This is a genomic window from Desulfosarcina sp. (assembly GCF_046496365.1).
Classification (GTDB): Bacteria; Desulfobacterota; Desulfobacteria; order Desulfobacterales; family Desulfosarcinaceae; genus Desulfosarcina.
Map to the genome: position 1 here is coordinate 18,010 of NZ_JAWOHB010000142.1, position 13,306 is coordinate 31,315.

The window sequence follows — 13,306 nt, forward strand, 5'->3', positions numbered from 1 at the left end:
CACAATGGCATTTATTTCTTCAGGATACAATCCCGACAAACCGATGGAAAACCGGATCACCGACATCGGCCCGCAAAAGTACGATCAGTTTTATCCGCCGGTCATCGCCAAGAACAAGGGTAAATGGCTGTATCACGAAATCATCAAACCGGGTGTACTGGTGCACGTGGCCGAAAGCGGCGACGAGTGCTACACTGTTCGTGTGGGCGGTGCCCGTCTGATGAGCGTGACCCACATCCGCGAGATCTGCGAAATCGCAGACAAGCACTGTGGCGGCCACCTGCGCTTCACCACCCGCAACAACATCGAGTTCATGGTGGACGGCAAAGCCAAGGTCGAGCCTCTGATCAAGGATCTGGAGAGCCGCAAGTTTGACGGCGGCAGCTTCAAGTTCCCCGTGGGCGGCACCGGTGCAGGCGTCACCAACATCATTCACACCCAGGGCTGGATCCACTGCCATACCCCGGCCACCGATGCCTCCGGCCCGGTCAAAGCCACCATGGACGTGCTCTTTGACGACTTCAAACAGCATCGCCTGCCGGCACAGCTGCGCGTATCCCTGGCCTGCTGCCTGAACATGTGCGGCGCCGTACACTGCTCCGATATCGCCATTCTCGGCTACCACAGAAAACCGCCGCTGCTGGATCATGAGTATCTGGACAAGATGTGCGAAATCCCTCTGGCCATTGCGGCCTGCCCCACAGCGGCCATCAAGCCGGCCAAGGTGAAAGTCGGCGACAAGGAATTGAAGTCTGTAGCCGTTAACAATGACCGCTGCATGTTCTGCGGAAACTGCTATACCATGTGTCCCTCCATGCCTCTGGCTGACAAAGAGGGTGACGGTATCGTTCTGATGGTGGGCGGTAAAGTCTCCAACCGCATCAGCACACCCAAGTTCTCCAAGGTCGTCGTCGCATTCCTGCCCAATGAAGTGCCCCGCTGGGAAAAAACCACGTCAACCATCAAGCGCATCGTTGAAGCGTATTCGGCGGGTGCCAACAAGTATGAGCGTGTGGGCGATTGGGCCGAGAGAATTGGCTGGGAGCGCTTCTTCGAAAAATGCGAACTTGAATTTACCCATCATCTGATCGATGACTTCCGTGATCCCGCCTATTACACCTGGCGTCAGACCACACAGTTCAAGTTTTAGTTTATACCCGATGAACCATTCTATGCAGGGGGAGGCCACGCGCCCCCCCTGCCTTCTTTAGAAAAGAGGTTACCATGGAATACGAAGAGGCAAAAAAGCTGATCGTAGAAGAGTTGACCAAAAAGTTGAAGACCAAAAGTAAATTCTACTTCAACGACCTGACCAAAATTCTGGACATGAAGCCCCGCGATGCAAAAAAAATTGTCAACCAGCTGGTCCAGGATAACGTTTTGGAATACTGGTCTTCGGGAAGCACTTCCATGTACGGTATGCCCGGAACCGGGAAACAGGCCGCAGCTGAGCACGAAGAAAAAGAAAAATAGCATTCTGCGGCGGGGTTTTCCCTCGATCGGTAACCCGTCGCCATGTGTAATTAATTGAATCAGGCTCCAACTAACCAGCGTCCCCGCACAACACCGGGTATTGTCGTCGCGGCCCTGCGCGGGGGATCCGGGAAAACAATTTTCTCCGTTGGAATCATTGCCGCTTTTAGGGGTCTGGGCAGATCCATCGCACCTTTTAAAAAAGGTCCGGATTATATTGATGCCGGCTGGCTGGCCCTTGCGGCCGGCCAGCCCTGCTATAACCTGGACACCTTTCTGATTGACCGGGATACCATCCTCGAATCATACCGAAGCCATACCAAAAATATAGACCTTGCCGTCATCGAAGGCAACCGGGGCCTTTACGACTGCATCGACCCGACAGGGGAAACCAGTACCGCCGAGATAGCCAAGTTGCTCGGTTTGCCGGTAATCCTATGCCTTGATGCCACCAAAACCACCCGGACCATGGCGGCCGTGGTAAGCGGCATTATCGCCTTTGATCCACAGGTGCGCATCGGCGGCGTCGTCCTGAACCGCGTGGCCGGTAAGCGACACCTGAGTATTCTTACCCGCAGCATCGAAGCGTATACCGGCATTCCGGTTTTGGGAGCGGTACCGAAACTAAAAGAGCAGGCTTTCCCCGAACGCCACATGGGGCTGGTACCCACCCCCGAACACAGTTGGGCGAATTCCGCCATCGCTGCCATCCGCTTGGTAGCAGAAAAATATTTGGATCTTGATCGGATTCAGCGTCTGGCCGCAACGGCTGCACCCGCTGAAGATCGTATGGTTTTAAAACCGTATGATTATGGAATCATTTCAAATTCCGACCAACCCACCATCGGCATTTTCAGAGATGCCGCCTTTCAATTTTACTATCCGGAAAACCTGGAAGCCCTCGAGGCCGCCGGCGCCAGGCTGGTATTCATCAGTCCGATGACGGATGAACAGCTTCCCCCGGTGGATGCCATTTATATCGGTGGCGGCTTTCCGGAAACCCACGCCCGGGAACTGCAAGCCAACAAAGCCTTTAAAAATGAATTGAAAGCACTATCTGAAAAAGGTCTGCCCATATATGCCGAATGCGGGGGCCTCATGTATCTGGGCGAACGCCTGCATTTGGACGATGGCGAATTCGAAATGGCCGGGGTCCTTCCGGTTGTGTTCGGCTTCTCCAAGCGTCCCCAGGGCCATGGCTACACCATCGTCATGGTTGAAAAAGCCAACCCCTATTTCCCCGTTGGATCCACGCTGCTGGGCCACGAATTTCACTACTCCAGCGTGAAAGCATGGAAAGGGCGCGACGAAAATCTGGCCTTCTCAATGCAGCGCGGCAAGGGCTTCCTTGACGGCAGGGATGGCGTTTGCCTCAACAATGTCCTGGCCACTTACACCCACATCCATGCCTTAGGGACACGTTCTTGGGCGCCCGCTCTCGTCAAAAGGGCGCTAATTTACCGGAACAATCGGTAGCGGCCATACCCAAGGCAGGCAGCGGAGACCGAAAGCGTGCGATCGCGCCTTGCCCGGTGAAGGGCAACCCGTCCCTCTTTTCAAATGTAAAAGACTTTCCCGTAGCGCCTATCAGCCCTACCCGCAGCAAATGCATTTCAATCTGCCACTGGCTGTCAAGATATAACAGCCCGGGCTGTTATACACATGCAGCAAATGGCAGCCAACGGTCCTCACTTTCGCTTCCCTATAATTTTCTTTTATTAAATCGAGGATCTTCTTCAGACTGTCTGATGTTGCCGACTCATCAGCCACCACCTTGCATCCGATTCCTGGGATGATGTCAATGGGGTTGCCTTCTTGATCGAAGACAATCGAAAATGCGCCTTCTTTTTCTTTTTCATTCATACCGTACCTCCTTTTTTTGTATGGGCTGGGCTTTTCCATCATTGCTTTGAAAATTGATCACCGCCTTCATACTTCCAGTAAGAATTGAAGTCCACTTAAAAGGCCAGTGTAATTTTCGCCAGGACAGACCGCTCCGGCACAATTTCCGGGTTGGATGGATCGGTGTCCTGGAACCGGAATTCCTGATCAAACAAGTTTTTGGCCTCAAGGCTGACGATCCCAAAGCGTTTAGGCAGCCGATATCCGACGGCGGCATCCACAACCCAGAATTGGTCGCTGCCCGTTTGCGTAGAACCAAAAATAGGATCGCCGAACTCGCCGTCTTGATCGACATAAGTGGCCTTGAAACGCAGGTAGACGCCCATGGGATGAAAAAAATTGACCCCGACGGGGACCTTGCGGGTATTCAGGGTGACGAACGCCTCCGGTCCCACGAAGTCACGGTCTCTTTCAAACCGGGTATAGCCATACTCGAGGCTGGCGGAAATCCAGTCGTGCGGGGTCCAGAACAGATAGGCGCTCCCGGCGTTTTCCTCCCAGCCAACCGTTTGATGTTTAAGCATCATGTCCTCGTACGTAATCTCAAGGTCCCGTTCGGAATATTCCAGGCCCGCAAACAGGTTTTGCCCTATCACATGATCGATGGCGGCACCATAACGCCAGGCTTGCGTGAGGTTGCCATCATCATAGAACTGGTTGAAACCAGCCACCTGGGTGGGCTCAAGGGTCTGGTCGGCAATCAGGTTCCTTTTTAAGGTGCGGAAGGCCGCGGCCCGCAGGGTCGTGGCCGGGGTCAGTTTCCAGGTGACACCCATTTTGGGGTTGAACTGCTCGTAGTCGGCACCCTTGGCATCGTAGAGATCCATGCTGGCGCCGAGCATCCAGGTCAGATTGGTTGGTATATGGATCTGGGAGTAAATATAGGCATTGGAATGGTCCACGCGGCTGGTGTATGTGTCGGAAGGAAACTCGCTGTACGCATCAACATGGTTTGATTCTGAATGAAAATAGCCAATTCCGCTAATCAGGTTGACGCTTTCCGATCTGCGGAGGTGCTGGATTTCAGCCATCACCCCATCCTGTTCTTCCTCCAGGGAATAGCTCAAATCAAAATCCGGGATATAGCTTTGATCCTTTCCGTCCAGGTTGCTCAAGATGATCGTCCCAAGAAGATCATTGCGCGGGTTGGGTGAATATCTGCCGCCGATGCGGATTGATTGCCGGTCGACATCCTGGCGGTAAAAAGGGTCCACATTTTCCGGGTCGAAACGCAGCGGCAGATCTCCTTTTTCGGTGTCCGACCAGCGGTACTCGGTCAACAGGGAGGCATCTGGGGTTAGGCTCACCTGGGCAAACGCATTGTAGAGGTTGGATTTACGGTCATTGTTCACCCGGAACCCCTCAGTTTCATGGTGAAATTGTCCCAGGCTGTAGGAAAAGCGGTTCTGCACCCCTGACTGCACAATTTCATCGCCCCACGTGGACTGATTACCCACCACCCCGCCGGCTTGCAGAAACAGACGATCACGCAAAAACAGGGGGCTGAATTCGTTGAATGCCGGTGCGAACGGCTCGGTACCATCCAGAATGAACTGTTTCGTTTCGGCGAGACTGGGTTGAATCGGTGTGATGTTGAGGGGCTGGAGCAATTGGGATTGGAGCAGCTCGCTGACCCGGGCGATTTCGTGGCGCGGCAGGACCGAATAGCTGTCCGCCAGAAAACGATGGGCAGAAAAATTGGTTGGATCGGTATTCACCGATTTCCAGCCCTGCACCAACGCCAACTGTTGAAATCCGAGATCCTGGTAGATCCGACCGATACTTGCACTGCGGGCGGCCAGGTCCTCATCCAACATGAGCCTTGACCGGTACACCGCGCGGTTGTCATTCAATTTAAAGGCGGTCTGGAGATCGTGAAGCGCTTCCACCGGACGGTTCAGGGTTTGTTTGCGCAGGGCATCGTAATACCAGCCGGTGGGATCGGCCGGGTCCAGCTGCTTGGCGGCAGCCAGTTGTACCTGGGCCGGGTCATCTCGCTTTTCCTCGTAATAGGCTTTACCCAGGTAGCTCCTGATCAGGGAATTGCCTGGATCCAGGCAGACGGCAATCTCAATTTCCCCCCGGCCTCCGGCCAACTGACCCTCACGAATCTTTGCCAGGCCCAACCCCAAGCGCGCCATGGGCGCGGCGGAATCCATTGTTATGGCTTGGACAAAGGTTTTTTTGGCGTTTTTGGTATCGGTCTGGGCCAGGTAGGCAAAACCCAGCACGGTCATCGTGTGCGCCAGATCCGGCTGTAGCTCCGCCGCACGCTGAGCCGCAGACAGGGCCTGCCGGCGCTCACCCATTGACAGGTAAAGCTCCGATAGGCGGGCCCATGCCAGCGCATTGCGCGGGTCTTTTTCCAAAGCACTTTGGGCGCTGGCCGTCGCGGCTTCCAAGTTGAAAAATGCCTGCTGCACGTATGAATTAGCAAGGTCAACGCTACTTCCGACCCGCGGTTGAGCGCGGGCCTGGTCGATCAGCCGGCTGGCGGCGTAGTTATCGTTTTGAACCACCGCCGCAACCGCCATAAGCGCCAAGGCATCGCTTCGCTGCGACTCGGCAGACCGGGCCTTTTCAAGGTCCGCCGCAGCTTCGGCCACATGACCCACCGCCAGCTGTAGTGCCGCCCGGTATAGTGACAACCGGGGATCGTCAATCAATTCCGGAACCGCATTCAGCGCCCTGAAGGCTTCAAGCAGATCGGCTCTCCGCCAGGCGCTGACCGATTGTCGCGCGAACTGGCACCAGCTGTTGCCGCAGGCGAAATCATCAGCTCTGAAATCAATCACAGCCGGATAAAAAAGTGTCCACTGCACGGCATCCCGGGGATGCACAACCACTAGCGGTACCGGCGGCTGATCCGCCATGGCCGTCACGGTCTGGTTTTTCGCCATTCGGATGCTGCCCTGGGGATTGAAGACGTTCAGGCGGCCCTCGAAAAGAGAGATGGTCGTCTGATGGTCATCCACACGCGAAAAAAACTCGGTCCCTTCCACGGCGCCATTCACAAATGGCGTCACCAGCTGGAGGCTGCGATGCACCCGGCTGAAAAAGTGTATCGCGCCGATTAGCAATTGAACCACAAACGGTTGCTCCTTTTCCGCCGCACTGAATACGAGCGTGGTCTGCTGGTCTACCCGCAGGGTGCTCTCGTTCTTCAGAACAAACGCCGCGCGGCTGTTAAGGCTCACCTTGATCATATCCCCGGCAAAAAAACGCTCGTTCAGATTCACCCTGAGCCATTGCTGGGCATCCTTTCTTCGCACCTGGACCAGACCCTGTAAGGATACGATGCGGGCAACCCATTTTGTCTCCATTTCTGTCTGGCCGGCCACAGGTTGAGGGATCACCGCGGCGCCGATCACCAACCAGACGGCCACTGCCAGTATTAATCGATGTCCGAAGCCGACAGCCTTTGCCTTGTGTTTTATCGATCCCATTGGTTATCCCCCGCACCCATTATTTTTGCCCCATGGTCACCGTTCCATCCCAGCTCTCCCCCGGAGGATTTTGCTTCAATTCTTCACAGCGGTTTTTATAAAATAGCGCGGGGCCATCGCAGTGGCAGATACTGAGCGTCCGCTCAAAGGCGGCGATCGCCGCATCCCAGCGTTTCTGTTGGAAGGCAACAAGTCCCTCTGCGAAACAACTACCGATTTGATGCTGTTTCAGGTTGATATCTTTTGAATAGCCCAGCAGTTCATAGATCGCGACGGGATTGGTTTTGCCGAACAGCAGAAACTTACCGAGTCCCCGGCTCATGAAGCCGTCCAAGTGTTGGAGCACTTGATCAGACACCAGAATCTGCGTGCCGAGATGTTTGTTCAGGCTCTCCATCCGGGACGCCGTATTGACAATATCCCCCACCGGACGATACTCATAATGATCGACTGCACCGATATTGCCGATGAGGATGGGCCCCGCATGCATCCCAATTCGGGTGTGGAGACTGATTTGTTCATCTTCCCGATTAAACGCGTTGATGGCCTGAACCATCTCCAGCGCCGCGTGGCAGGCGGCCGCCCTAATGGAGACATCGGGATTGGCTTTTGCCCAGATTGCCATCAGGGAGTCGCCCACCACGTCAGAAACCATTCCACCGTATTTTTTAACCGGTATAAAAAGCTTCTGGTAGTATCTGTTCATGAGCAGGCTCAATGCCTTGGGATCCATCGCTTCGGAAAGGGCGGCATATTGTTGGGCATCCGTATAAAGGCAAATACCGTATACGATTGTGTTGGTCGCATTGATGTCTCCGATGTTTTTTGCCAAATGGTCGATAACCGGATCCGGCAGATAGTAACCGAAGGCTTTTCGAAGCACGCTGTGCTCCTTGGAGGCAACGCAGTACCGGCAAACGACCGTTCCGAACAGGGCCAACGGCATCAGGATGAACACAGGAATAACCACGGGAAGCCAGATGTTCTGCATGCTGAAAAAGATCCATGCCGTGGACAGATACAGGGCGCCGGTGCTGAGGACGCAAACGGTGGCAACCCCCATGGGCAAAAAAAAACAGATCATACCCAGAAAAAAACCGAACGCGAAAACAATGCCCAAATTCAAAGGCCATCCCAGGACCGTCAACAGACGACCCTCCAGCAGATTGGCAAATGCCGTGGCCGCTATCTCCACACCGCTGATATCAATCCCGTTCCTTTGGGAAAATACCGTATGATAGCCGTCCTGTCTTTGCAGTCGCATGTTTTCGGACAATCCCACGAACACAACTTTCCCTTCAAGGCCCATTGGGTTGGACGTTGAGTCGCCCTTGGCTTTTGCCGAACGGTCCGGAATTTTCAACGCATCGTGATACGACATGGTGTTTACAGTGCCGGCCGGACCATAGAAATTCAAGTATCTGCTGTTTTCGCTCTGGAACATCCGGATAAGACCGGTAAGCATGTCCGCTTGTTGCCTGTCTCGAGATTCGATTTGGTTTTGCATTTCCCGGGCAATCAACGGTTCACGGTTGAATTTTTCCTTAATTGCAATCATCGTTTCTTCTAACCTGCGCTGGACGGCAATCTCCTCCCAGGTCGGAAGCTCCTCCGGACCGCCGCTTTCGGCGACCACCTTGTTGAAAAGCTTGGAAAATGAATCATAATGGTTGCCGGCGTAGATGAAAAATGCGGCCGCCGGTAGGGTTGGTGAATTTCCCGAACCGGCTTTAAACAGCCAGAATTGACTTAATTGGACGGGAACTTTTGGCAGGGGAAAAGGGGCCAGGGAAAGCGCTGACCGCGCCAGGGGAGAAATCGGAGGAACAAGGGTTTCAACATTTACGTCGGCAAGATGCTGCCCACTCGAATCAAAGATGGGAAGTTTTTCCTGCCGGATGGCTTCACAAAGAACAACTCTATTCGATTCGGCGATAGCTGCCCCGAACACCTGGTCAGCATCGGCGTCACGGGGTTCATCAAACAGCAAATCGAAGATAATGGCCGTCGCACCCAGACGGGAAAGCGTTCGAACCAATTGTGCATGCAGCTTGCGCGGCCATGCCTCGGTTTTGGTGGGGAGATCGAGCGCCTCCGCCGACTCCCGGTCCAACGCAACAATGAGCACTTCCGTCGGAGGAGGCAGTGGCCCCCTTAAGTGAAAAAGCAATTTTAGCCCGAAATTCTCCTGCAGTTCCATTGATAATGGCGCAATGGACAATATGGCCCCAAGCAGTCCCGCTCCCAGACAGATCCCTATGGCTTTGACGGATCGGGACATTGGCAATACCTGCGTCTGTAAAAACAGATCGGCAGCGGGTCAAAAATGCCGCGCATCTTCTTGTTGAAAACCGGCCACGCCGTGACTTGAAGCGTATAAAACCGGGTAATTTTTGGTTTTGTTCTCCTTGGCAGTCAAAAAAACAACTGCATTCAAGCACGTATTCCCGGGCAAATGCTGTTTTCACGCATACGCAATAGGTTGGAACGTCATTTGGTTTAAGCTGTTTGAATAACGGCAGGGAAAGTTTGCTTATCGGCCAACAGCAACGATCAGATCATCCGTTGGGAGCATCGTTTTGAATAACGCTGTGCGGTTATGATCGCCTCAGGAGTAGCGATATCGCGGCAAGTTCAGAATGAACAGCCTTTACTTGATTCCCGTATCACCATCCGGATCGCCTGTCAACGCCACTTTCGGTTGGATCTTCGCCATAAAAAGCCGGGCGGCATCGTAAAAATCGACGCTGCCCGGCTTTTTAAGCTGGCAGGAAGTATCGGTTCAGTTATTTTTTTTCTTTGGGGTGACAATTGGTGCAGGTCTGCGGGGCAGCCTTGGTCTGGTTTTTCTTGTTGTGGTCCTTGTGACAGCTGATGCAATTTTCGTGGATGGCCTCGGCGTGGTACTCCATCTCTTTGGCGGAGATCTCTTCCTTGGATGCGTTTTTGGCCTTGAGTTCTTTTTTCAGATCACCGGGCATCTGTCCGGGAAGCTTGTGGCATTCGAGGCAGCTCTGCACATCGTCACCCAGCTTCAGGTCATTCAGCGGCTGTCCCTTGGCATCGTGATGGCAATCACCGCAGCCGATTTTGTAGTCTTCATTGTGCTTCTTGTGGCTGAATGTCACAATGCCCTTGGTGTGCTCGCTGTAGGCCTTGTGCTCCATCCGGATCACATCCTCGACGGTGGTGCCCGCAAAAATGGAGCCTGCGGCAAACATCAGCCCCACACATACCGCTACCCATAAAACAGCATTTCTTTTACGCATAACCGCCACTCTCCCCTTTCATGGTTGGTTAAAGACCCAAATTCATCCCACCCGAAAAAGTGTATCAATCCCGTTGCACCCTGTCAATGGGAATTGCTTTTCAGTTTTTCTTGTAAATTTTCAGGTAGTTATTGAACAATCGCGGGCTGATTCGGCAGTACCGGTCAAAGTCTGCCGTCATCTCAAGCCCCGGAATCAACGCTTTGACGACAGGGATTTCCAGGTCCTTGCGGGTAATATCCACATAAATGGGCGTAAAACCGTTGCCTGCAAGGGTTTTTTCCAAAAGCATCAAATCCCGCTCCGGAATGCCGGTTGAGAAATTGGGCAGGGATTCAAACTCAAGCCAGGGTAGCGCCGGCGTTGCCGGGGTTGAGGGCGGTCCGGCAGGATAAGGATATGGCGTTTCGGTCAGCGCCGACAGAACGGCAAGCCTGCCGTTGAGGTTGGCGCCGCCGCCCTTGGCCACGGTTCCGTCGTGATGGGTCACAAAACAGGTGCAGCAGGGGATGCCGAAGGCCGGACTGATATCCTGAAATTGAAGATGAATACCGCGCGTCAGATAATCATTGAACAGTGCGCTCAATTGCGGATCTTGCGCATGAATTCGGAAGCAGCGTGATGGATGGTAAGGATTGACCGCCGCGCAGTCCCTTTCAATGACTTCATACAGGGCACTTAGCCTGGCCTCTGCCATGGTGTTTCCGGAAGCCAGGCCGGTGGACCCCAACCCTGAAAACAATGACCGCTCGTCCAGATTGCTGAAAAGAAAGACACACTGCACGGGCACCCAGATCGATCGGGTGCCATCCGCCGTTAGCTGCTCCCCTTCGATCCAATACAACGGCTCGTCGCGATAGGGCACCTCGAGTGCCAGGCTGTTGGGGTTCAGAAGTGGATACCCATCTGCAGTCAACTGCGAATGGCAACCATGGCGCACCGGGTGGGGACGGCGCGTCCCCAAAATTCTGGTTTCGGCAACACTGGTAAAGGCGGAGCAGCGTTCGGCCACTTCCATAAGGCAGGAGGCGCGGGCTGCTTCCAAAGAGCGCCCCCGCCCGTAAGCGGTCTGCACACTGGACAGGGTATAATTCAATTGGCCGACCTTGATCACGTGGTTGAAACGCCATTTACGGAGAAGGGCATACCGGCTCAGCGAGGATTGGTGCCGCATCTCCGGTCCATCGAAAATCTCCAGGCGGTTGAGCCGTGAAATGGCCTTCGCAATGGTCGCTTCCAGCGACTGACGTGGCTTGCCGAAACCGGCCATCTCCGGCAGATAGCGTTTGATGATCGCCGTCAAATGGGCTTGGGCCGGTAAAGGGTCATCACTGCCGTCAATCCCGTCAAAGGGAAAGGGCAGTCCCGTGGAAGCCGGTGGCGGCAAGCGGCGGTGCTGAAAAAGATTGTCATGAAACAGTTGCGCCCATTGCCGGTGGGTCTTCTGATCAGCCAGCAATTCAGATCGCAGAATCACCAGTGGTGTCTGATCGGCCAGTATTTGAATCGGGTGGTCGCAGAAGGCGTCCCTGACCGCAGACAGATGCGGGTAAACGGTAGCGGCTTCAAGCACAAGGGCTTGGACAGCCGGGGTGCTGCCCCCCTCCCTTGCCAGCAGATCAAAGATTGCCCCTTGGTCCATCTCCCCGATGCGGACCAGCAGATGGGCATGCATGAAGCTGTCGTTGGGGTGTCGACGCAGGTAGGCAAGGCCGTCCCCAACCGTGGCGATCTCCTGGGGAAGGGCGTTAAAATACCCGGTGCCGGCCGCCGTCTCTATTAATTCAAGTCGATATTGGATCGGACTTGGATAGCGGCTCATCGTTCGCCGGCGCCCTCGGTTTCGGCATCGGGTTGCGGCGCCTTTTTTTGTTTGCCGAAGATGCGTGCACCGACAATACTGATTTCATAGAGCACCATCAGCGGCACGGCCATCATGATTTGCGTCACCACGTCAGGCGGGGTCAATATCGCCGCACCCACGAAGAAAAGGAGAATGGCATATTTCCTGTTTTTCTTCAGAAAAGCCACCGAAACGATGCCCAGCCGTGCCAGAAAGGTAAGCACCAGGGGCAGCTCAAAAACCAGCCCGAAGGCCAGCAGCAGTTTTGCGGAAAAACTCAGATATTCTTTCATGGAAGGCATGGGACGGATGGTTTCCGTGGCAAACCCCATAAAAAACTGAAACCCGAAGGGAAAAACAATGAAATAGCCGAACAGGGCGCCCCCCACGAAAAAGATCGACGACAGAAAGACAATGGGAATCATCAGCCGCTTTTCGCGATCATAAAGTCCCGGCGCCACAAACATCCAGAACTGGTAGATAATTACCGGCGAGGCAACCATGAGCCCGGAAAGAAAAGAGACCTTGAGGAAGGTGAAAAAGGCCTCGGGCAATCCGGTGTAGATCAATGTCTCCCCCTCTTTCATGACTGAAATCAGGGGCTGCGTGAGAATCTCAAACAGCTTCTCTTTAAATCCATAGGATAGGGCGAAACCGATGCCAACGGCGACAAAGCAGGTGATCAGCCGTTTGCGTAGCTCTTCCAGGTGAGCGGTAAAGGGGATTTTGTCTTCCGTTTCGGTTTCCAAGTCTGCCACGTTCGTTATCCCTTGCGCGGTTCGGAATCCCGGTCTGGCCCGGTGTCAGACGCTGGTTTGGCGGACGGGGAGCCGTCGTCCGCGGTCTCTTCGCTGGGTCTGTGAAAAGCCGCCTTCAGGGTATCCATGGGGTCAGCGTTAGCTGGGTTGCCAGGATCGCTCGCTGCACCCGGCGCAGCCGCATCGACAGGTTTTTCGCCCCCTTCTCCGACGAAGGGGCTGCCTTCCTTTTTTCCCTCCCGGTTGATATCATTAAATGCCGTTTTAACGGCTTTGAGCTCCGTATCGATCTGCATGCTCTCTTTCAGATCGCTGGTGGCCTTTTTAAATTCTCCCATGGCTTTTCCCAATGACTTGGCCAGATCCGGCAGTTTCTTGGGTCCGATAACGATCAGGGCCACCGCCAGAATCAAGATCATTTCCGGCATTCCGATACCGAACATGAGTGTCTCCTTATGTGGGGCTTGAACAGGGTCGCTTCAAAGATGGCAACACTACTGGTTTTGCCAGGGGGTGTCAAGACAAGAGCACGGCGCGAACAGGGTTCCGTCAACGGGTCATGGCAAACCAAGTACCCTCGTAAAATGCCATTTCGGGCACACGCCAAACTTGTTT

10 protein-coding genes are annotated in these 13,306 nt (G+C 54.3%); 3 read left to right on the forward strand and 7 right to left on the reverse strand.

What is annotated here, in order from left to right; all coding sequences use genetic code 11:
* The first annotated feature begins 4 nt into the window (after positions 1-4).
* From dsrB to R6V78_RS13645, 3 genes are all read left to right on the forward strand, one after another.
* Positions 5-1,150, forward strand: coding sequence for a dissimilatory-type sulfite reductase subunit beta (dsrB, locus tag R6V78_RS13635; protein ID WP_410289917.1), 1,146 nt, complete (start codon positions 5-7; stop codon positions 1,148-1,150).
* Positions 1,151-1,224: 74 nt separating this feature from the next.
* The gene (locus R6V78_RS13640; RefSeq protein ID WP_410289918.1) at positions 1,225-1,473 is read left to right on the forward strand and encodes a dissimilatory sulfite reductase D family protein; all 249 of its coding nucleotides are present in this window, start codon (positions 1,225-1,227) and stop codon (positions 1,471-1,473) included.
* 54 nt (positions 1,474-1,527) lie between these two features.
* Complete coding sequence (locus tag R6V78_RS13645) at positions 1,528-2,949, forward strand: cobyrinate a,c-diamide synthase (RefSeq protein ID WP_410289919.1); 1,422 nt, start codon at positions 1,528-1,530, stop codon at positions 2,947-2,949.
* Positions 2,950-3,066: 117 nt separating this feature from the next.
* Here the strand turns inward: R6V78_RS13645 and R6V78_RS13650 are convergent, their stop codons facing one another.
* From R6V78_RS13650 to R6V78_RS13680, 7 genes are all read right to left on the reverse strand, one after another.
* Positions 3,067-3,336: a hypothetical protein gene (locus tag R6V78_RS13650; RefSeq protein WP_410289920.1), complete on the reverse strand. Its 270-nt coding sequence runs from the start codon at positions 3,334-3,336 to the stop codon at positions 3,067-3,069.
* Between the two features lie 95 nt (positions 3,337-3,431).
* Positions 3,432-6,821, reverse strand: a complete 3,390-nt coding sequence (locus R6V78_RS13655; protein WP_410289921.1) for a TonB-dependent receptor domain-containing protein — start codon at positions 6,819-6,821, stop codon at positions 3,432-3,434.
* 19 nt (positions 6,822-6,840) lie between these two features.
* Complete coding sequence (locus tag R6V78_RS13660; protein WP_410289922.1) at positions 6,841-9,102, reverse strand: CHASE2 domain-containing protein; 2,262 nt, start codon at positions 9,100-9,102, stop codon at positions 6,841-6,843.
* 505 nt (positions 9,103-9,607) lie between these two features.
* Positions 9,608-10,090: a cytochrome c3 family protein gene (locus tag R6V78_RS13665; RefSeq protein WP_410289923.1), complete on the reverse strand. Its 483-nt coding sequence runs from the start codon at positions 10,088-10,090 to the stop codon at positions 9,608-9,610.
* A gap of 100 nt (positions 10,091-10,190) precedes the next feature.
* A complete protein-coding gene (locus R6V78_RS13670) occupies positions 10,191-11,912 on the reverse strand; it encodes a YcaO-like family protein (protein ID WP_410289924.1) in 1,722 nt (573 codons plus the stop codon).
* A complete protein-coding gene (tatC, locus tag R6V78_RS13675; RefSeq protein WP_410289925.1) occupies positions 11,909-12,691 on the reverse strand; it encodes a twin-arginine translocase subunit TatC in 783 nt (260 codons plus the stop codon). The genes R6V78_RS13670 and tatC overlap by 4 nt, the downstream gene beginning before the upstream one ends.
* A 5-nt stretch (positions 12,692-12,696) precedes the next feature.
* The gene (locus R6V78_RS13680; protein WP_410289926.1) at positions 12,697-13,134 is read right to left on the reverse strand and encodes a twin-arginine translocase TatA/TatE family subunit; all 438 of its coding nucleotides are present in this window, start codon (positions 13,132-13,134) and stop codon (positions 12,697-12,699) included.
* Positions 13,135-13,306 lie beyond the last annotated feature (172 nt).

Bases quoted from the DNA above. Each gene is read 5' to 3' on its own strand.
- R6V78_RS13650 (WP_410289920.1), bottom strand. From the start codon at position 3,336: ATGAATGAAAAAGAAAAAGAAGGCGCATTTTCGATTGTCTTCGATCAA.
- dsrB (WP_410289917.1), top strand. From the start codon at position 5: ATGGCATTTATTTCTTCAGGATACAATCCCGACAAACCGATGGAAAAC.
- R6V78_RS13660 (WP_410289922.1), bottom strand. From the start codon at position 9,102: ATGTCCCGATCCGTCAAAGCCATAGGGATCTGTCTGGGAGCGGGACTG.
- R6V78_RS13670 (WP_410289924.1), bottom strand. From the start codon at position 11,912: ATGAGCCGCTATCCAAGTCCGATCCAATATCGACTTGAATTAATAGAG.
- R6V78_RS13665 (WP_410289923.1), bottom strand. From the start codon at position 10,090: ATGCGTAAAAGAAATGCTGTTTTATGGGTAGCGGTATGTGTGGGGCTG.
- R6V78_RS13640 (WP_410289918.1), top strand. From the start codon at position 1,225: ATGGAATACGAAGAGGCAAAAAAGCTGATCGTAGAAGAGTTGACCAAA.
- R6V78_RS13655 (WP_410289921.1), bottom strand. From the start codon at position 6,821: ATGGGATCGATAAAACACAAGGCAAAGGCTGTCGGCTTCGGACATCGA.
- R6V78_RS13680 (WP_410289926.1), bottom strand. From the start codon at position 13,134: ATGTTCGGTATCGGAATGCCGGAAATGATCTTGATTCTGGCGGTGGCC.